15 protein-coding genes are annotated in these 18738 nt (G+C 63.2%); 8 read left to right on the top strand and 7 right to left on the bottom strand.

Annotation, left to right across the window (positions count from 1 at the left end; all coding sequences use genetic code 11):
• Positions 1-33: 33 nt before the first annotated feature.
• Positions 34-1923 carry a cell wall-binding repeat-containing protein gene (locus ACPXYO_RS00250; RefSeq protein ID WP_423915716.1) on the top strand — a complete coding sequence of 630 codons (1890 nt, stop codon included), beginning with the start codon at positions 34-36 and terminating at the stop codon, positions 1921-1923.
• Between the two features lie 174 nt (positions 1924-2097).
• Positions 2098-3234 (top strand): Fic family protein, encoded by a 1137-nt coding sequence (locus ACPXYO_RS00245; RefSeq protein WP_423915714.1) that lies wholly within the window; start codon positions 2098-2100, stop codon positions 3232-3234.
• Positions 3235-3565: 331 nt separating this feature from the next.
• On the opposite strand, the gene ACPXYO_RS00240 is transcribed toward ACPXYO_RS00245, so the two are convergent.
• Together ACPXYO_RS00240 and ACPXYO_RS00235 are read right to left on the bottom strand one after the other, a co-directional pair.
• Positions 3566-3967, bottom strand: coding sequence for a hypothetical protein (locus tag ACPXYO_RS00240; RefSeq protein WP_423915712.1), 402 nt, complete (start codon positions 3965-3967; stop codon positions 3566-3568).
• A 427-nt stretch (positions 3968-4394) separates the two neighbouring features.
• A complete protein-coding gene (locus tag ACPXYO_RS00235; protein WP_423915710.1) occupies positions 4395-4697 on the bottom strand; it encodes a hypothetical protein in 303 nt (100 codons plus the stop codon).
• Between the two features lie 108 nt (positions 4698-4805).
• Between ACPXYO_RS00235 and ACPXYO_RS00230 the strand changes: the two genes are divergently transcribed.
• Entirely contained in the window at positions 4806-9152 is a 4347-nt protein-coding gene (locus tag ACPXYO_RS00230) for a Calx-beta domain-containing protein (protein ID WP_423915708.1), read from the top strand.
• 9 nt (positions 9153-9161) lie between these two features.
• On the opposite strand, the gene ACPXYO_RS00225 is transcribed toward ACPXYO_RS00230, so the two are convergent.
• A complete protein-coding gene (locus ACPXYO_RS00225) occupies positions 9162-9287 on the bottom strand; it encodes a hypothetical protein (protein WP_423915707.1) in 126 nt (41 codons plus the stop codon).
• 228 nt (positions 9288-9515) lie between these two features.
• On the opposite strand from ACPXYO_RS00225, the gene ACPXYO_RS00220 reads away from it, so the two are divergent.
• On the top strand, positions 9516-10094 hold the full coding sequence (locus ACPXYO_RS00220; protein WP_423915705.1) for a hypothetical protein: 579 nt from the start codon (positions 9516-9518) through the stop codon (positions 10092-10094).
• Here ACPXYO_RS00220 and ACPXYO_RS00215 read toward each other — a convergent pair.
• Positions 10088-10270: a hypothetical protein gene (locus ACPXYO_RS00215; protein ID WP_423915704.1), complete on the bottom strand. Its 183-nt coding sequence runs from the start codon at positions 10268-10270 to the stop codon at positions 10088-10090. The genes ACPXYO_RS00220 and ACPXYO_RS00215 overlap by 7 nt on opposite strands.
• A gap of 4 nt (positions 10271-10274) precedes the next feature.
• Entirely contained in the window at positions 10275-10778 is a 504-nt protein-coding gene (locus tag ACPXYO_RS00210) for a hypothetical protein (protein ID WP_423915703.1), read from the bottom strand.
• On the opposite strand from ACPXYO_RS00210, the gene ACPXYO_RS00205 reads away from it, so the two are divergent.
• The 4 genes from ACPXYO_RS00205 (at position 10777) to ACPXYO_RS00190 (ending at position 13080) form a co-directional block, all read left to right on the top strand.
• A complete protein-coding gene (locus tag ACPXYO_RS00205; protein WP_423915701.1) occupies positions 10777-11091 on the top strand; it encodes a PIN domain-containing protein in 315 nt (104 codons plus the stop codon). The genes ACPXYO_RS00210 and ACPXYO_RS00205 overlap by 2 nt on opposite strands.
• Positions 11092-11155: 64 nt before the next feature.
• Positions 11156-11431 (top strand): hypothetical protein, encoded by a 276-nt coding sequence (locus tag ACPXYO_RS00200; protein ID WP_423915699.1) that lies wholly within the window; start codon positions 11156-11158, stop codon positions 11429-11431.
• Positions 11432-11555: 124 nt separating this feature from the next.
• Positions 11556-12572, top strand: a complete 1017-nt coding sequence (locus tag ACPXYO_RS00195; protein WP_423915697.1) for a hypothetical protein — start codon at positions 11556-11558, stop codon at positions 12570-12572.
• A gap of 304 nt (positions 12573-12876) precedes the next feature.
• Positions 12877-13080 (top strand): hypothetical protein, encoded by a 204-nt coding sequence (locus ACPXYO_RS00190; RefSeq protein ID WP_423915695.1) that lies wholly within the window; start codon positions 12877-12879, stop codon positions 13078-13080.
• Positions 13081-13153: 73 nt separating this feature from the next.
• On the opposite strand, the gene ACPXYO_RS00185 is transcribed toward ACPXYO_RS00190, so the two are convergent.
• Positions 13154-14257 (bottom strand): hypothetical protein, encoded by a 1104-nt coding sequence (locus ACPXYO_RS00185; RefSeq protein WP_423915694.1) that lies wholly within the window; start codon positions 14255-14257, stop codon positions 13154-13156.
• Between the two features lie 60 nt (positions 14258-14317).
• A complete protein-coding gene (locus tag ACPXYO_RS00180; RefSeq protein ID WP_423915692.1) occupies positions 14318-18640 on the bottom strand; it encodes a hypothetical protein in 4323 nt (1440 codons plus the stop codon).
• Positions 18641-18738 lie beyond the last annotated feature (98 nt).

Genomic DNA, 18738 nt, shown 5'->3' with positions numbered 1-18738 from the left:
ACAATGATGTCAAGCGAACAAGGGAACCCACGAATGAACTCGCTCTCTCAGTACAACCGCATGCAGCGCGCCAAGCGCCTCATTGTGGCGTTCATGGCGGCAGCTTTGCTGGCCGCAGTGCCGATGGTCGCGCCTGCAGGCGCCACGTCGGAAGATCTCGCGTCCGTCGGCATCGAGCGCTACGGCGGGGCTGACCGGTACGCCACCTCGCAGCTGATCGCCGAGGCTTTCATCGAAGGCGTCGGCGGGAGCGCGAGGACCGTGGTGATGGTGTCCGGCGTGCATTGGACTGACGCGGTCGTCGCTGCGCCGGTGGCTAGCCGTTTCGACGCGCCGGTGCTGATGACCCCGCCTGACCGTCTGCTGGGAGACACGCTCGTGTGGCTGTCCGACGCCGGGGTTGAGCGGGTGGTTGTGGTCAGCGCCGACCCGCCTGGCCGCGGGCCGACCGTCAGCGCATCTGTCACTGACGACTTGGGCAGCGCGGGCTTCGAAGTGGAGCGAGTGTCCGGCAACGACCAGTACCGCACCGGGGCGGCGGCGGCTCGGCGGCTCGGCGCCGCAGGGGAGCTGGCACGTTTCGGCCCGACCGCGATCATCGCCTCGGGCGAAGTGTTCGCCGACGCGCTTGTCGCCGGTCCGCTTGCTGTGCGCAACCGACTGCCGCTGCTGTTGACCCCCAAGGCGGGGCTGCATCCCGATGTAGCTGCCTATCTGACCGACGCGGGTGTCAATCGCGTGATCTTGATGGGGGGCACCGCGGCGCTGTCTGCGGAAGTGCAGAGCGGCATCGAAGCGCTCGGCATCAACGTGGATCGCATGGCAGGAGCTACTCGGTTTGAGACAGCCACCCTTTTCGCCGATTATGCCGCCGGGCACACCAACAGATGCTTCGGTGGCGATGAGATCGGATTGGCACGGGCACGCATACCGTTCGATTCGTTCAGCGCCGCTCCTTTGCTGGCCCAGAGGTGCGCCCCGCTGGTGCTCACCGACCCGACCGAAGTGCCCGACACGACCGTCGAGTTCCTCAACGACGCACGCAGCGGACACGACCGGATCACGCTCAGCGTGTTCGGCGGCGATGCTGCGGTGTCCCAGAGGGCGATCGACAAGTACCTCGCCGAGCATCAGGCAGCCGTCAAGCACTACCGGAATCGCTCACCCAACAGTGTTCTGCCCGCAACCGACCGGTATTTCATCGACCACGACGAAGCCGCAGCACTGTTCCCCGACTGCAAGGCAGCGCCTGACTACAACGAGAACACGCTGCGATTCCGAGGCGAGTTGCGAGAGCGCTACGCGGGCTTCGACACCGAGATCACCACCGGCCCGTTCGGCAGCGGAACCATTGACTTCGTGACCGGCTGGTGGACCGACGAGGCGCTTCAGTTCGTCTACGGCCCCACCTGGCCCGAGATCGACGTCGAGTGGGCGAAGCAGAACATCACGATGTGGCGCTGGAACCAGATCGGCTTCGGCTGGCGCCCTCTATATGTCGGAATCCCGGGGCAGAAGAAGGTCTCCGCTGACGGGTTACGAGGTGTCTATCACCGGATCGTGCTCGACGGCTACGACGGCTCAGTGAGTGCGCAGGAGTATGTGCATCATCTCGGAGCCCACCGGGCGCGTCGTGTCGATCTTGACAACAACACGGCGTGGCCTGCTGACGGCGGCCAGTTGCTGTGGGACTGGACTGGTTTCATGCACGCGTTCCCGCCGGTGGATCGTGAGCCTGCCGCGTGGGGGATGCACACCCTGCTGACCACTCGTCATCCGGCGTGTGTTGCCCGCTCAGTGCTGGTGCTCTGCGACTCGCCGTTCACCGCAGACACATCGCCGCATCTGCGCAACGACAAGCACGCCTCACCGCTGGGGATCGCGCTGTGGAACCTTGTGTGCGGGGAATACCCACAGACATGAGCGGCGCTTAGCGACTGCTCGTAACACAGCCGGGAATTGCAGAGTCTGTTTGCCCGATGGTCGGCAAATCGCTGTTGCCACTGGCTGCTCAGCCGAAGAGCCCCCAAGTGTGTCCCGCCGCCAAACCTATTGATCATGCACTGTCTTATAAGTTTGGGTAGCTATCCTTATTGAATGAGCGTGTTCGGGAATGATTCCGCGGGCATAAGCGTGCCGACGAAATGGCGCGACAGGGCCGTCACAGCATGGGTTCCGGCCAAGACTTGTGACCGCGACTTCTCGCTCACCCAATCGGAAGTGCGCGCCACCGAACAGGCATCTGCGGCACTGCGAGATTCTGACGCGCGCATCCCGGAGACATGGGAGGCGCTTGCGCGGCTGCTGCTGCGGCACGAAGGGATCGCATCGTCTGGCATCGAGGGCCTGCGCGAGCCGCTCGTGTCAGTGCTGATCGCCGAGCGGACCGGGGCAGGCGGTGTGGCCGGGTGGGTGGCAGACAATCTGGCGGTGATCCGGATGGCGCTCGACGCCGCTCACGGCTCGCTCGACACAGAGACACTGCATTGCTGGCATGAGCGGCTCATGCGCAACAGCGACCTCACCGCTGATCTCATGGGGGCATTCCGGCCAAGCGTGGGATGGGTCGGCGGCAACTCGCCGCTCGACGCGGCTTATGTGCCGCCGCCACCAGATCTGATCCCCGAGTTGATGGATGATCTTGTCCGTTTCGCCGACAGCACTGACGCGGGGCTGGACCCGATCACTCATGCGGCTGTCCTGCATGCCCAATTCGAGCTGATCCATCCCTACGGCGACGGCAACGGCCGTCTCGGGCGCATCCTGATCAGCAGAGCACTGCGGCGAGCGAATCTGGCGGTCCGCTCAACAGTGCCGATCAGCGTCGCTATCGCACGCGACCCAGGCGGGTATCTCTCAGGTCTGAAGCTGTACGAATTGGGAAAGGTCGGGCCGTGGGTCGAGTGGTTCTCTCGGGTGGCTCGCGACGCGGCTGACACCACCAACCACCTCGCGAGACGCACCGTAGAGATATCTGACGAATGGGACCGCAAGCTCGAAGGAGTCCGCGCCGGCAGCGCCGCTCGGGCTCTGATCCCACTGCTGCCCGGCAACCCTGTCATGAGTGCCCAGGACGTGAAAACCCTGCTTGACGTGAGCCAGCCAGCCGCCCGTGCCGCTCTGCTGACACTCGCCGATCGGGAAATCATGACCGCAGTCCAAGCGCGCGCTCCCGGCGCTGGACGCAACCGCAACTGGTTCGCCGCAACAGATCTCATCAACACATGGGCCTAGGCAGGCATCTGAACGGCGCAACCCCGGCCGTTTGCCGAAGCAGTGACGATTCCGGGGCCTTCGACGAAACACCCTATCTGCCGACGTGATGACATCAACCTCGCGGGTCTCGCTCAGCACGCCGTCACATAGCCGCACCAATCGGCACGGGATCGCCGTCAACCGGAGACGAGATTCCGAACGTTCTTGTGGTTCCGAATGCGCTTGAGATACCCCAGCACCCGTCTCCACAGAGACGGCACTCCGAAGTCGAATATCAGCCCGCGGCTGACATCAGCGCTCGGGAAACGCATTTCGCGCTCCGCGGGCGGCGTTCTCAAGTCCACAATTTTCACCGTAACACCGAAGCCCAAACGACAGCAACCAGGTAGATGACCGCAAGCGTGAAGACTGCTTGGGCACCGACCATGCGCTGCACCCGACGCACTATGCGCTCGTTGTGGTTGAAATGCCTCAGGAATGTGCTCACGAGGTGACGCTGCAGGCGGGGCAGTGCGTTGACGGTGCCGGGGAAACTCGTCAGCACGTCGAAGTCAGCGACTTCTCTCCAGTGCCTCGCCGCGGTGTGGCTCTTGATCCAGAAAAGGCCGTTGACGAGTGCGACGGCCCCCACGCACACGACAGCAACGATCATCAGCCAGCCCGACGGCAGGCCCACGGTGGAATCTGTGTCGGCGGCTTCCGGCCGGTATGCGAGAGCGACAGAAACGGCGGTCACGGAGATCGCCGTCATGGCGAGGAACCCTGCGACGATTAGTTGTGATTGCCGCTGCGCACTCGCAAGGCGGGCATCTTGCTTGTTCCGAATTTCCCGGGCTTCGGTGAGGACTTGGCTCCACGCGCGAGCAGTGTCGCTGTCAGTTTGACCGGTGGACATAGCGCAGCGTGGTGAGAGGGACAGTTAGCAGGACGAGGGTGATGACGGTCGCTCCCATCATGAGCGCGATGCCCCAGCCAGGCTCCATGCCCGCACGGTAACAATCCGCGCTTGGCCGATGCATGCCCTTTGTTCATCTTCACCGCATCTGCGCAACGACGACAAGGCATCTCCGCTGGGGATTGCGCTGTGGAACCTGGTCTGCGGAGGAGTACCCGCGGATGCAATTGAGCGCCCACCAGAACCTTCAGCAGCCGGGCCGGTTGTGGAGGGTCGCGCGCTGTTAGGCCCCGACCGGCTCAGCGGTGATGCCGACTCTTTCCTCGATACGGGCCACTCGTTCGCGCACCTCACCTAACTCCCCGCGCACTGCAGCCACTTCCTTGCACACGTCAACGATTCCCGTCCGCACTTCTGAGATTTGCCCTGTGAGCCGAGTGTCCATGTCGGACATCTGCGTGGACAGCGAGTCGAGCTGTCGCAGGACTGGCGCTGTCACGATCTTGGACACGACCACGATGACCCCGAAGATGAAAACAGCAAGCGTGCCCATCGCTGCGAGAAGCTCCCACGCCGTCGTCTCCATGCCCTCGAGCTAACAGCCCCCATCTGGCCGTTCAGCAGCACTTGTTGGGGGTTGCGCCGTGGGCCGATGCCCATATTCGTGTGATCGGCCTTTCTTGGAGAGATTGAAATGCACGAAACCACTGAGCCCGCGGTCGACATCAAGGGCTTTTGGCGGCACGCCGTTGTGATGCTGCTCTTCGCCTTCGCTGCGGCAACGGTGGTTGTCTTGCCCACCAGCGAACCTGCGGCGGCGCAGATCGACGACGACGAAATCGACGACGACGACGAGGAGGAGGTCGACGACGACGACACTTATTCGCCGGAGGACACTGCTTCGGGTCGTTGCGGCGGCGGTCATGTCGAGGAGACCGACTCGGTCGGGAACAGGATCTGCCGCCCGTTGGACGAAGATGATCTCAGGGACGACGAAGGCAACGATCGGGTGCAGTGCCGCCAGCGCGAAGGCGCGACTCACACCGCGACGTTCCTCGTTCTTGCTTCGGAGGGCTGCCCGCCGGGCAGCGTGGGCCCCGATACGAGTCCCGATGACCAGGCCCAGTTCTGGCAGGACGTGTGGGACGCCCGATGCGCTGTCCAGGGCGCAGGCAGCTGGGACAAAACCCTGAACGGCGGGACTGGTGGCTGCACCGGAGCGACAGATTCCGACGGCAACAATCTGCGGCCCTGCTTCGATGGCGACTCGTGGATTCTTGTTGGCCCTGACACATCGGGCTGCGGTGCGAGCCAATGCCCGGTGCCGGGTGACCTCGGGAACTTCATTGCGGGCACGAATGGCATGTGGGATGAGGAGACGCAGACGTGCGGCGGCGGCATTCAGGAAAGCACTGTCGACACAGAGTTGTGCCACGACAACATTTACCGGCCGGCCGGCACTTGCCCGACTCCGCCTCCCAGCTATGTCCCGCCGACAACTGAGCCTCGGCCAGCGAATCTGCTGGCGTGCCGTTCGGGTCCGACGGTACGCCTTTCATGGTCAGCTGTGACGGTCTCGGATCCGCAGACCGGCTACGCGCTCGACGGCTGGCAGGTCGCGTGGGAGGTGCAGGGTTCATCATCGACAACCACAGACGGGCTGGCTGCGACGGCGCGCACCTACGAGCGTGTGCTGTCAACGTCGAATGCGTGGACTATCACGCTCGCACCAGTGCTCGAATCAGGCAGCGCGGGCACACGGACAGCATCCGTTGACATCCCTGCTGGAGACCCGGCTTCGGGGCAGTGCCCCGTGTTGACGGTGGATGTCGGCGCGGATGCGGCAGTAGACGAAGGCCAGGACGCGGTGCTTGATGTGACATTGAGCCGAGGCTGGCCGACTGGTCCGTCGCTGTGTGTCGAGATCACATGGCGCACCCTGGCGCGCTCCGCGGCGTCTCCGGTTGACTACGCAAGAGTTTCGGGGGATACGTTCCAGTTCCCCGCTGGTGCGATGGCCGACGGCGTCGGATCGGTGACGTTGCAGCTGCCGCCTATCGCGACGCACATGGACGGCATCACCGAAGGCGACGAACAGTTCGCTGTGGAGATCCAAGCAGTGCAACTGTGCCCCGGCGAAACGGGAGCGATGCCGGAGATCGATCGTGACGAAGCGACGGTGACGATCAGGGACACTCCTGCTCCTCGTCAAGTGTCGATCTTGCCCACGTTATTGACGGTCACTGAGGGCAACCCTGGTGACGGCACGGTCGCTCAGGTGGTGATCTCTCATGACGGCATCGCAGGGGATGTCGCGTCGGTGGTGTGGCAGTTGCGAGCTCATTCAGCGACAGCTGGTGCGGGCAACGACTACATCGACCTGGTGCCCCCGGCAGGCGTGCGGCTGAGCTTCCCGCCCGGAGCAACGACCATCACAGCGGACGTGGACATCGTGGAGGACACGGTGTGCGAAGCCACGGAATCGTTTGAGATCAAGATCCGTAACCCGCTGCCGTCTGCTGCTGCGAGCGTGTCTGTGGACACTGCGGTGGTGACGATCATTGACGACGACTGCGTGCCGCCGCCTCTGAGCGCATGCGAGGAACAGCAGCCGACAGGGGTCCACTCCGAGGGAACGCCGATCGGAACGCATCCTCGTCGCGGCTCATGCCCTGTCCCGTACAGCTGGAGCACTTGGTTAGGGGTTCGGACTGCTGGCCGCGGATCGCCGCCGCCTAGAGGCGCTTGCGTGGGCGCGTTCGCAGGGCATGATGCTTGGAGCGTCGTCGCAGGGCAGTCATACCTGCTGGACATCTTCGCCAACGACCGACTCGGCGGCTCAACGGCTCGGATCATCATCTCCCCGCAAGAAGGCAGCGTGCCGCCATCTGCGAGCGTGTCCATCGGCGGTTCAGGGCTGACCTACACATCTGCTGCGTGGGCGCATGGAACCGACGAGCTGGTGTACCAGCTCCGATACGGCACCGGCTCCAACGATTTCTGCAACGCACGTGTGCAGATCACTGTGCTCGACACCGGACCGGTGACTCTCGGCACCGGCGTGGTGCATCTGTTCCCCGAACAAGGCGGATTCGAAGCAGCGAACTGGACCCCGAGCGTGCAGAGGCACAACGACGACGGCCCCGGCATCAACCCGCACGAGGTGCAGACCACCCATCAGCTGTGGACCGAGACACGATGGACATGCCGCCGGCGAAGCAACGTCACGGTCGGCGATCACGACTACAACGGTCATGCCGCGACAACTCCAGTGCACGGCACGGTGACCAGGGACACAGGGCCATTCACCCTCACTTACTACAGCGGCGGCGGGACTACCTCGGCATCCCCATTCACCTATCTCGGGCCGAGTCACCAGCACGGCAGCAGCACGACTCACTCTCATAGTGCCGGCGCGCAGCACGGCGAATCACACCCATCGGGGTTCAGCGGAGGAAGCCACGGCCACGACAACCGATACACGCACCGAGACACCCTGAACGCATCGCGCGTTGATGTCCCAGCGACGCAGAACGCCCCCACGTCGCGGCCTGGTTCATACAGCGATTCGACCACTTCGGCGACCGGCCCGTATCCGTGCCCGACGGTGAACCACAACGGCTCGAGCATCGGCGGTTCCTATGTGGGAATCGCATGGGACACGATCATCGCCAACACAGCATCGGTAGGCGACGCAGGCGTGAAGGACGACCCCGGTGACGACCTCCGTGAGATCTACACCGGCGCGATCCAGACCGTGCAGCCAGTGCCGGTCGAGTTCAAGCACTACTCGGCGCTGCGCTGGATGGACCCAGCGAGCCTGACCGTGTTTTGGCACACATGGGAATCGGTCACGTTCCCCGTCGATGACCATCTGCCGGGCCCTGCGAACTCATGGGTACGCGACGTCGACGGCGACGTCGACGGCGCCACGGTCGTGCTCGACACCACCAGCGTCCGCTATTTCGACCCGACCAAGGACTGGATCGAGCGGACACCGGCGAACTGGCCGTATCTCGTCTGCGACGCGCGCGCTGTTGCGATCCGTGCGAATTCCACAGGCTGCCACTACAGCACCGGCTATATCGTCGGCTCGGACCGCTTGGAGAAACTGGACGGCATGTTCTCCGGGCAGATGATCCCGAACGAGGAAATCCAGCAGTCCGCATGGGACCAGACCGACCTCACGACGCCGCTCGGCACTGAGCGCAATCCGCTCGACTACCGGTTCTACGAGGCACCAGACCCCGGATACAGGAACCTGCTCACAGGGGCAGCGGAATGCCACGGGCGCACCGAAACGCCGACGGTGCCAAACCCGGTACCCGACAACCTCAGTCAGCCGAAGCATGCGCATCCATCGGATCATCCGAGCGGATCAGCGATTCCGATGACGATCTCCGAGTCGGCACATGTTCCGTCGATGGACAGCTTCCGAGTGCGCGACGAGCACGAATGGCAGCGGCGACTCTACGGCCCCGACGCGACTCGCATCCATGACCACTTCCACGGCCTCAACTCAGGCACATTCCGGACATGGCACTGCGACCCGATCAACGGTGTGCCAGAAATCCCCAGATCGCAGGATTGGGACGAGGAATGGCGCTGGAGCTACAACCAGTACAACCACACCGACAATGTGCTCGACGAATTCCAGAGACGTCCGATCCTGCAGCACACCAGAACATGGGTCCCGTACCACATGTCAGTGCATTGGATCACTCGCCCAGGCAGCGACCCGAGCAACAGCGGCGCATCACCGCTGTTCAAGGTCAACTACGTCATATGCGACGCGAGATTCTCCTCATGGAAAGCAGCCGGATACCCCTCAGGGTTCATCCCGTGGAACACCAGCGAAAGCTCAGCCACGCCCATGCATCGGCTGCTGCAGAACAACATCACCAACTACTGCACACTGCTGCCTGTCGAGATCCACTACACGAACAACGCCGCCACGAACGGGTTGCTGCAATGCCGCAACTCGTTCGGGCTTGTCGGCAGCAGATGCGACAACGCAGGGAACGTCATCTCAGCGAGCTGAGCTCGCAGATCATCGACGACGGATTGCAGCGTTCTTGCCGATCTGTGCGTCCGTGAATGCGGGCATCACGACGATGCCGAGCGAACGCTGCACGAAACCATCCGCGAACCGTCGGTGCTTCCCCTCGAAACCCACCTGGTGGGAACCTTCGTTGAGCAAGACGGGTGCACAGGAGGACACCAAAGTGTCCGCCTGAGCACCACAGGCAGTCGCAACGCGACAGCCGGCAGCGAAGGCAATGCCAGAGATCGACGGCGGCTCCGGTCTCGCCCCGCTCGCGTCGCAACGCGACAGCCGGCAGCGAAGGCAATGCCAGTTCCTGATTCGAGAGGTTGGAGCGCCCGTGCTTAGGCTGTTGAGGTCATGGCAACGGATGAGCGATCACTTCGGGAAGCTCTGGGACAGTTTCTCGGCAGCCCACCTGACTCAAGCGGCATGACGGTGATCACTATCGCTGAGAGTTTCTTGCGAAGGCTGCGGACAGCAACTGGCAGCCTCAGCGGGCTCGACGACGCTGCTGCGTCGAAGATTGGTGATGCTGCCGCAGAGGCAGTCGTCGCGGAGGCTGCGTGGTCCGCTGCGATTGGGGAACGCTATGACACCAGCCAGGTGTGTGCGATGCTCTCCATCAGCAGACAAGCACTGTCCAAGCGTCAGCACAGCAGCACCCTCATCGGACTGAAGGACGAGCGAACGACATGGTTCCCTGCGTGGCAGTTCGACAAAGCCGCGAGAATTGTCCGACCGGTTGTTGCTGATGTAGTAGCGGCATTCGAAGCACACTTGGGCGATGCCGATCCTGTGATCATCGCCGCGTGGGCCACGACGCCGCAGCACGACAAACTCCGAGGATCGACCCCAGCGGCATGGATCACTGGGAACCATGACCATGCCGCAGCCGTCGACGCGGCCCGCCAGGCGGCGTTGCGTCTCGCTCAGTGAATCACTGAGGCGTCAACGGATTCGTCGCGCATCTCGGCGATACGGTCACGCATACCAGGCACTCGCTCAAGTGCCTCGCTGATTTCGACGGCATATACAGACGCTGCAGGGTGTTCTGTGTTCTTGTCTGCGAGAACACAGAACACCCGGCGCGCGGACATCTTCTGCGTTGTCACCGAGTCACGCCTGGGATGTGACCGATTCAGATGAGGAGGTTCGTGTCGAGACGGGACCACGATGCCCGAGCGATGGATGCCATGGACACTTACGCGGCTTCCTGGTCGCTGCCAGGAACGATCCGATCACTGCTCCGATCACTGTCTTGGGAGGTTTGTATGAAAGGTTGGGTTCCCACGGCACGAACGTCGCTGTGAGCTGCACTGGCGGGGCGGCTGCGTCGGGATGGTCCGCGCAGGCGGTGCGGCACGGAATCGGGACCGTGAGAATGGCGCCCAAGTTGCTGTTCTGCCAGCGCGGCTTGAGATCGTCGGGTTCGCTCCACTGCTCGATGCCCCAGAAGATGTCTTCGTCGATGGCGCCGCCGACAGCGCAGATGTCCTCGTGGTGCCGGTCCAGCATCCCCGTCACGAGTTCTTGCTCGTCAGCGCCGACGATCTCTCCGCTCGCGATGATGTCGAAGTTGTCCGCCCAGCGAGCGGACAACACATAGTTGCAATCCAACATGGAATTTCTCCGTGTGTCTCGGCGTGTCAGCGCCGCCCCGCACCGCGTTTGCGGGGCAGTGCAGACGGACAAGCTCCTTGAGGGGATGCAGAGGGAGTTCTTGGCGGAGGTGGTCTACGCCGCCATGGAAGATGAGGCACAGGCGCGTTCTGTCCGGGATCCTGATGATTGGCCTGTCGTCGCGTACGCGATGGTGCTCAACGCGGCAGTGTGGACCAACGACAACGACTTCCTCGGAACCGGCGTCGCTACATGGACCACAAACGCGCTCGACAGCTGGCTGAAGCGGAACCCCGAAGAACTCTCACCGTGAGAAACCATAGGCGCGCCTCATGGTCAGGCCGATTGCCAGGAAATGCATGCGATGTTGTGCGGCCATGTCAGACGAACCGATCCCGGACCCCACCCGAGTGCTTGCCCGCCTGCAGGCTCACGCTGCGGCGACACGCACAAGCGATCCGCGCTGCGGCGAGATCGACCCGCTGCGCTGGATCGATCACGACTCCGTCGTGGCGATTGTCCGCGCGAGTCGCTCGAGGATGTGGCTGATCGTCGAAGTCACAGCCGAGGGCACGACCAGGCCGTTCGCACTGACGGACGCACAGACCGCCAGGAGCTTCGCGATCCACCGTCCGGTCAAACATACGAACTGATCTGATGGTTGCGGGCTTGGATGCTTCGCTCCGCGGCATTCTCCGTGGTATGTCCAAACGTCAACAATTTTGTAATCGTCCGACGCAGCACGGCAAGCCGTGCCGCAACCCGCCGGGGTGCACTGTGTCTCACGCTGCACCGGCGATACACAGTTCGGCATCCGAGGCGAAGCAGGCGTCCCGAGCAGCGAGTGCGGCCGCTGCTGCCACGGAGCCAATCTCGGACTGGACCGATGACGGCGACGAGATGGGCGTGACAACCGACGACGGATCGGGCCTCATCGAGGGTGCCGAATCTGCAGAACGTCGGCCTATCTGCCGTTACTGCGGAACCCGATACTACATCAGCACGACGAGTTGCTCAGAAGCCCCCGTTACCGACGGCTTGCACGATCCATGCGAACCCGCCGCTTCGCCGCCGGCTGAACCCGTCCCGGACTGGACCGATGACGGCGACGAGACCGCCGATGCCGCCTACCGTGCGGTTTTCGCAGCGGCGGAGCATGGGTTCGAGACCGAGGCTGATGTGGTCGACATCGGTCGCCGTGCAGGTGCGGCTGAGGGCGCGTCCGCGCTGCGGGTCGAGAAGGTGGTTGATGTGGTGGGCAGCGCCTACAAGGGCGTGGCGGGACGCGAGCTGGACAGTGATGACGAGACACGGATCTCGGCGAGCGTGGGATCGGCAATGGGCAGTGACAGCGAGGACGCCGAGTGGCGATTCGCCGCTGCTCAGGAACGAGCCGAGAAAGCTCTCGAAAGCGACATCTGGAGCGACAACCCTGACGATGCGTACGTGACCGCGTTCGAGACGATCGAGAAGATTTCGGGCTCGGTCATGACCGACGCGGAGATGCGAGAAATGGCCGACGCCGTCACGGCCGCTGCCGCTGAGCGCGAGGCGGGCATAAGCCGATTCGAGGCGATACTCGCCGCTGAGCGTGAGCATCCCGGAACTCGTCGGACTGCGCGCGTCGGTCGCAAGGTGTCTGGGGACACGTGGCTCACTGACCTGGGCTGGCATGCCCAATCGACGACACTCATGCGAGTCGGCGGCAACCACGCGAGCCGTGAGGACGCCATCGCGGCCTTAGCGGACGAGCATTACAAGTACACGCCCAGCGCTGACCCGCGGAACGGCTGACGTTGGTGCAGCTTTGGCGGTGATGTCGTGAGCATGGTCGAGCCGTTGCAAAGAACCACGAGGGCCCTGAGCGCGGTGCGGGAGGCCCCCAACGCTCACCTTTTCCAAGCATGTGGCGATCGAAGGCGGTAAGTCTCCTCTAGTAGCGGACGTTCGATGATCGGCAGGCGACACTCACGAGACAGAACGTCTGGTGCCAAGCGCCGATGAGGCGCCACTGTCGCTCGTAACAGTAGGACTCATCGGAATGGTAAAAGGGAATGCACATGTGGGCGAAGCCATGTACGACGAGTGTGCGTCCCGGATGAGCGAATCAGGGTCGATGGTGACAGCGAGGCAAGTCGAGATGCACAAGCTGCTCGGGCGAGCCGTTACAGGAAGGAATGTGCCGGTTGAGTCGCTTGCTGCTTTCTCCGAGCTTGTCGATTCCTGCCTTGATTTCGCTCTGGTTCAAAAGGCGATCACACGAGAGATCGGCAATGCAACAAGCCAGATGCATGCGCTATGACGATGCGTCCATCCTGAAGTAGTCGGCTCGGGCATCGGCTCGGCGATTCTGGCATCCAGTGTGAACAGCGAGCTCAATCCGCCATCTTCGCGCTCCACCGTCCGGGTTCGACTGTGCGCAGATCGTCGATGTCCACGCCGGCGGCTTCGTGCTTGCCGAGTTCGCGGCTGCTGCCAGCCACACGGCATGTGTCCAGATATGCGGCCCGGATTGCGGCCCGGTCGCCGAGTTGCGCCAGCGAGTCGTTGATGACGGCATGCATCGGGCCCCGCACTTCGATGCCTGATGTGACTTTCCCGACTGGCGCGCCGAAGGAGTCGTGTACCAAGTCACCTGGGCGGCGGTCGTAGACCGTTCGGGATGTCCATTCCCTGATCGCGTCCTGCGCGAGGAGTCGCGCCGCGGCGAGGTCGCGCAGCGCGTCCATGTGCCCAGCCACGGGGGCCTGAGCAGCGACGTTCGGCAAGTCCGGCTGTCGTGTTTCGCGCTCGAGACGCCACAGGTCCGTCCATTCGCCGCGGCGGTAGTCGTCGTCCAGCTCCGCGTCGGTGTCTGGCGACAGCGGTCGTAGTCCGTTCGGGCCGTCATGAACGTTCTGATATCCGCGCGACAGATTTCCGCCGAGGATGCTGCGCAGCCGCCACGGCCGGTACGGACCGGTCGTGAGCCGCCGCATCTCCGCGACATAGGCAGCAGGGCTTGCGTCGGCGGGAACGAGTTCGTCAATGGTGTCCATCACACGGACGGTGTCCCACTCCGAGCGATCCTTGCCCTGCGAGACATTCCATTCGGCGCCGGTGGTGTCGGTGTAGGTCCCTGCGCCGTGACGCTCCGCGACGATTCCGATGATCTGGTCCTGCGCGTCGGAGATGTTGGCATTCACCGCGGACACTGCACGCCACGCACCGGCGGCTCCCTCGGCGGTTCGTTCCGCATGTGACTCGATGTCGGCGAGCATCTGACGGGTGCTCGCTGTCGCTGGCGTGCCGGATGCAACCCACTGCCGGCCTTGCGCGTCGGCGGTCGCTGCGCGTTCTGCCATGACCGCTGTGCGGCCCTCGTGTTTCGCCCGATTGACGTCGTGCATCCACTTGTGCTTGGCGCAATAGAAGGGATCCTTGCGAGGGATGACGCTGCACCCCGCGGCCCTGCACGCAGTTCGTGTCTTGATGCTCATGTGACGGAGAATGCCAAGCCGGCATGAATGCCAGCCCGTCGGTACGCGATGCCCCGGCGCCTAATGCCTGCCTACGTCCGGACGATCTCCTGGCTTGGTCACATCGAGGACGATCACAGAGATCTTGCGCATTTCGTCGGTGGAGAGGTCCGCTTCGAGGCGTTGCCTGAGTTCCTGCGGCGTTCTCGGTCGATCCCTGTCCAGAGATGCATTGACCTGGTCGGGACCGAACCACAGCGCGATGTAGATGCCGTGACCTTCAGCGTCAGGATCGGTCGAGTACTTCTCGATGAGCTGTTGCCGGAGTCCAGTCCGCAGCTGATCTGACATGCTTCGCTTGATCTCGATCGGCACAGCAGACGAGGCGTAGCGGACGCCGATATCGGCGCGAGTTTCGGCAGCGTGCATGGCTTCGGGCATAGCGGCCGCGAGCCGCGGCAATCGCCTTCGCAATTCCGCGAGAAGAAAGTCACGGCATGAATTCTCAGGCTTGGGCTTGTCGGGTTCTCCGCGCTGATCCACGTTCCAGAAACTGCTCCAGAGGTTTGTCGCGCTGCCGCGCGCCTCAGCGCGGATGTCCTCCAGCCGGTCGAGTACGAGCGCTGTGAGATCTGCGGCGTTGGCGGGCACGCTGCCGCTCAAGGTGCGCTGCACGTTTTCCATAGTCAATGCTCGGTACGAAGCGTCGCGCTCGACGACCCGTTGTTGTTCGTCCGCGTGCCGCAGGTGTTCCTTCCAAGCAGCGAGTCTCGGATCGTTCAAGAATTCCTTAAGCGTTTCGTCGGTCGAGCCGGCTGATTCGGAACGGAAGCCGAAGATCGCCGACGAGATTATTTCGGACAACTCCATCTCGACGGTGACCTTGCCACTTCGTTGCACAGGCGGGAAGGCCGTTCCGAGCATCGAGACGAACTCCGAACGAGTGGTCGAGTCGACCCGTTGGCTCAGATGATTCGCCACTGACATGCCAGCGTCGGAGGCATTCCGGAGGAACTCTGCAACATTTTGGATTCGCGCTTCGCGCTCGCGAATGAGGCGCCGGAGCTCGCTCGAACAGCGCGGATCGGGAGCGAGCCACCCGGCAGCGAGCCAGTGGAGGCGTTGCGAGATCGGCATGCTCTTGAGAGCGGTCTTGCGTTGAATCAGCGCTCGCAGATCCCCGAGTGTGTGCCATTCGAGCGCTGCTGTGAGCAGCCGGTCCATGTTGCGGAGGCTGTCGCCCGTCGCGCGCGTCGGGAATGACTCGAGAAGCTTGAGCCTCACTGTGTGCTTGAGTTCGTCGTGGCCGGGGATGCTCTCGAGTTCGTTGAGCCCGGGCAAGTAGCCCTCGTCGTTGCGCACTGCGCGCATTGCGCACCGGCAGATCGCGTCTGCAACGAGTTCAGGGTCGCGCACGGCCCAGCGTTCGTGCCAGGGGGGAGGCATGATTTCGTTCGTTGGCACGCAGTAATGGAGCGCTAGTGCCTTGCGCTTGAGCGTGTCGTCGATTGCATCCAGCGTCTCGGGATCCTCGGCGTCCATCAATTGCAAGCCGGCGAGTACCGGGTAGGCGAGCCACGAGTGCTGTGACTTGGTGCGGAGCGAGATCGTCTCGTCGACCTCGGGCACCTCCGGTCTGAGAATCGCACGACGAAATGCCTCGAGTACCGCCTCGACCAATTCTGTGTCGCCGCCGATGAATTCCGAAACCCGGCCAGCCCCAGATGTGTGTCTGTCGACTCCTCTGTAGAGCCCAAAGTACGCCTTGCCAAGCCGACCCAAGAGAGCAGCCGGGTAGGCGTTCTCGGATAGTTGACTCCGGTTGTCGCGTAGGTGAGTGTCCCATTCCTGCTGGTCGGCGCGTCGCTGGGCATCACGTTGTTCGGCTCGTTCACGGCGTTGCCGTTCGAACTCTTCGGCCTGTTGTTGCCATTCTGACGGCCTCCGCAGGTCCTCAAGCAGTTCTCGCAGCCGATGACTGTCCGCCACCCGGGCAGTCATCGTCTCGATCGACAAGTCGGCACCGATGGCCGGTTCGCTAAGCGTTCGATACGAGTGGCGCAACAGCTCATCGGCGATGTCAGGTTCGCAGTCGGCCAGCTCGATGGCGCTCTGCAGGCACCACGGTCCGAAGTCGCTGGGGTACTTGCTTTGGCACAGTGCCTCGCATTGCCAGTACGCCTCAACACCAAGCGGCCCGTTCTTGTCGCGGGTTCTGAGCCACAGCAAGAAGATCGCCTTCTGAAGGTCGGGCCGAGCTTCGAGCCAAGCGCGTACCTTTCGAATGGGTTCTCTCAACTCCTCGGCGGCACCGGAGTATCCGAGTGACTCGCCGAGGAACGCCAAGTCCTCGGCTGCGGCCTCATAGTCCGTTGGGTCTGAGCCGAATCGAAACTCGCGCATGCTCGCTCCGACGGCGCTCAGCCATCCGAAGAGCCGCTCGAGAGTGATCTCGTCGCCGTGGGTGTCGAGTGCGTCTGCCAAGAGCTGACGAGGAAACCGGTCGAGCACTGCGGCCTCTAGGGGCTGCAGCAGGTCAGCCGCGTCAGCGGCGAACGCGTCAAGAAGCTCAATGACCTCATCGTGGGTGGATTTCTTGCGCAGTTCTTGATGCCAGAAGTGCTGGAATCGACCGTAGAGATTGGTTCTGTTCTGGATGCGCAGGTACTGCCACACGACCGCAGGGGAGACCGTCTCGGGGTAGAGCTCTCTCAGCAAGGTGCCGGCGAGTTCGTCGTCGGGGTCGCTGACCGCTCCGCTCCTGATGCTCTCGAGCATCTGTATGAGGTGTTGGCATCGTTCTGGTCCAGATGGCGTGAGTCGCAGGTGGGCGTCCAGTGCGGCGCGACGCGGGACGGTCTCATGTTTGCTGTCTTGGACCATGGCTTCGATCTGAGGCACGAGGCCCGTGAGCGCATGGACTTGATCGGTCTCCGATGAAGCGAGCACTTCGAGCAGGAACTCCGCGATGCGTTCGCTCGCATGCGCGTCGTTGCGATCAGACAAGAGATCTGAAATGGCCGTCGCCGTGTCGGCTGTCGCTACTGAGCGGAATGCCCAAGGTGTGCTGTCGCTGTAGTCCGAGGTTCGGTTGTCTCGTCTCTCGTGGCCGAGCAGCGGGCCGAGTCGTGCGTTTGCGGCGAGGGAGTACAGCAGGCGCTGCTTCTGGTCAGCGGTCAGTCCGTTGATGTCTCCGTACAGTCCGAGCCCGACCGGGTCCGATTCGACGAGGATCTCGAGCGCTTCAGGAGAGTGTGCTGCCAACCAGGCTGACAGCCCTCTGAGCGACGTGACGACGCGCGCATCGCTCGGACTGGTCAACAGCGCCGCTACTCGCCGCGCCGGCAGGCCTGCGTCGATGAGCGTGGCGAGGAAACGGCCGCCAAGGTATTCCGCGACCTGTCGGTGACGCGGTACAAGCCGCACCGATTCCGCATTGGGCGAGGCAACGGGAGCAACAAACAGCTTGGTGCGTAGCGCAGTTCTCCACAGTTCAGGGCGAGTGACCGCGGACCCGCCCGCGATCGGCACGAGCGTGTCCAATGAGACAAACGCGGAACCCTCGTCTTCGACGTCGACAGAGAATCCCTCGATGCCAACAAGCAATTGTCGGGCGCACAACTCGCCGGCCGCTGTGATGATGTCGTTCACTGGATGCTGTGCGGCAGCGACCCGGTGCTCGCTGTTGTGTTCTTGAGCCATTCGACCGCAGGCCCTCTCAAACACTTCGCGCCGACTGCGCGGACCGCCGCTGTCGTTCTCGGAGAACGCTGCGACCAGGAGATCCAGCGTGAGCGGATTCGTCAGCATCGAGCCGACGCCGTGCTGGCGGGCACGCTCGGCGAGATCCTGTCCGTCATGCTCCCCGAGGCGGGAGGCAAGCAAGCCAACTGCAGCTTCCTCAGTCAAAGGGTTGAGCCGCAGCACTCCGATCCTAAGGTCGGGAGCTACAGCATCGAGATGATTGCGGTCGTTGTTGCCCAGCCAGTCGGCCTCTCGGCACGAGATGCGAAACCTGGGCATTTGGAGCTGTTGCAGCTTCCGGCGTACGCCGTCCAGAGGCAGTCGCTTGTCATCGGAACCGGCGCGAATCTCATCCAAACCGTCGATGAACACGGTCTTGCCACACCAGTCCGGATCGACTTCGAGCGCCACGAACTCGCGGGCGCTGCGAAACACAGCGTCGTTGCCGAGTTCGCGCCATTCGCGCATGAACTCGGTGGACTTCCCGGCTCCAGCGTCACCGAGTAGCACATATGCAGATAAGTCCCGCCATGTCCGCAGGGGCTCCGCTGTGCCTACGACGCTCGGCCGCCCGCGCCCGACGCTTAGCTCGGAGCAGGTACGAGCCGCGTAGACCTCCGCCTCCGGGCTCGCTACCTCGTCTGAGGAACCTGAACTCATTCCGTCAACAGCTCAGCCAGCTCGAGGTGCTCCTTGCCTGTGCAGGCAGCGCTTCACCACCGCGCGCGAGCGCCGCATTTGCTTGAGCAAGTTCTAGG

Origin of the sequence: Candidatus Poriferisodalis sp. (assembly GCF_965237655.1) — a bacterium.
Lineage (GTDB): Bacteria > Actinomycetota > Acidimicrobiia > Acidimicrobiales > Poriferisodalaceae > Poriferisodalis.
The sequence above is the reverse complement of the archived record's forward strand: the minus strand, read 5'-3'. Positions and strand labels throughout refer to the sequence as shown.

What these genes read in the sequence shown, in the direction of transcription:
- ACPXYO_RS00235 (WP_423915710.1), bottom strand. Translation starts at nt 4,697, where the DNA reads ATGGAGACGACGGCGTGGGAGCTTCTCGCAGCGATGGGCACGCTTGCT.
- ACPXYO_RS00200 (WP_423915699.1), top strand. Translation starts at nt 11,156, where the DNA reads ATGTCAGACGAACCGATCCCGGACCCCACCCGAGTGCTTGCCCGCCTG.
- ACPXYO_RS00210 (WP_423915703.1), bottom strand. Translation starts at nt 10,778, where the DNA reads ATGTTGGATTGCAACTATGTGTTGTCCGCTCGCTGGGCGGACAACTTC.
- ACPXYO_RS00230 (WP_423915708.1), top strand. Translation starts at nt 4,806, where the DNA reads ATGCACGAAACCACTGAGCCCGCGGTCGACATCAAGGGCTTTTGGCGG.
- ACPXYO_RS00240 (WP_423915712.1), bottom strand. Translation starts at nt 3,967, where the DNA reads ATGACGGCGATCTCCGTGACCGCCGTTTCTGTCGCTCTCGCATACCGG.
- ACPXYO_RS00185 (WP_423915694.1), bottom strand. Translation starts at nt 14,257, where the DNA reads ATGAGCATCAAGACACGAACTGCGTGCAGGGCCGCGGGGTGCAGCGTC.
- ACPXYO_RS00245 (WP_423915714.1), top strand. Translation starts at nt 2,098, where the DNA reads ATGAGCGTGTTCGGGAATGATTCCGCGGGCATAAGCGTGCCGACGAAA.
- ACPXYO_RS00180 (WP_423915692.1), bottom strand. Translation starts at nt 18,640, where the DNA reads ATGAGTTCAGGTTCCTCAGACGAGGTAGCGAGCCCGGAGGCGGAGGTC.
- ACPXYO_RS00250 (WP_423915716.1), top strand. Translation starts at nt 34, where the DNA reads ATGAACTCGCTCTCTCAGTACAACCGCATGCAGCGCGCCAAGCGCCTC.
- ACPXYO_RS00205 (WP_423915701.1), top strand. Translation starts at nt 10,777, where the DNA reads ATGGAATTTCTCCGTGTGTCTCGGCGTGTCAGCGCCGCCCCGCACCGC.
- ACPXYO_RS00190 (WP_423915695.1), top strand. Translation starts at nt 12,877, where the DNA reads ATGAGCGAATCAGGGTCGATGGTGACAGCGAGGCAAGTCGAGATGCAC.
- ACPXYO_RS00220 (WP_423915705.1), top strand. Translation starts at nt 9,516, where the DNA reads ATGGCAACGGATGAGCGATCACTTCGGGAAGCTCTGGGACAGTTTCTC.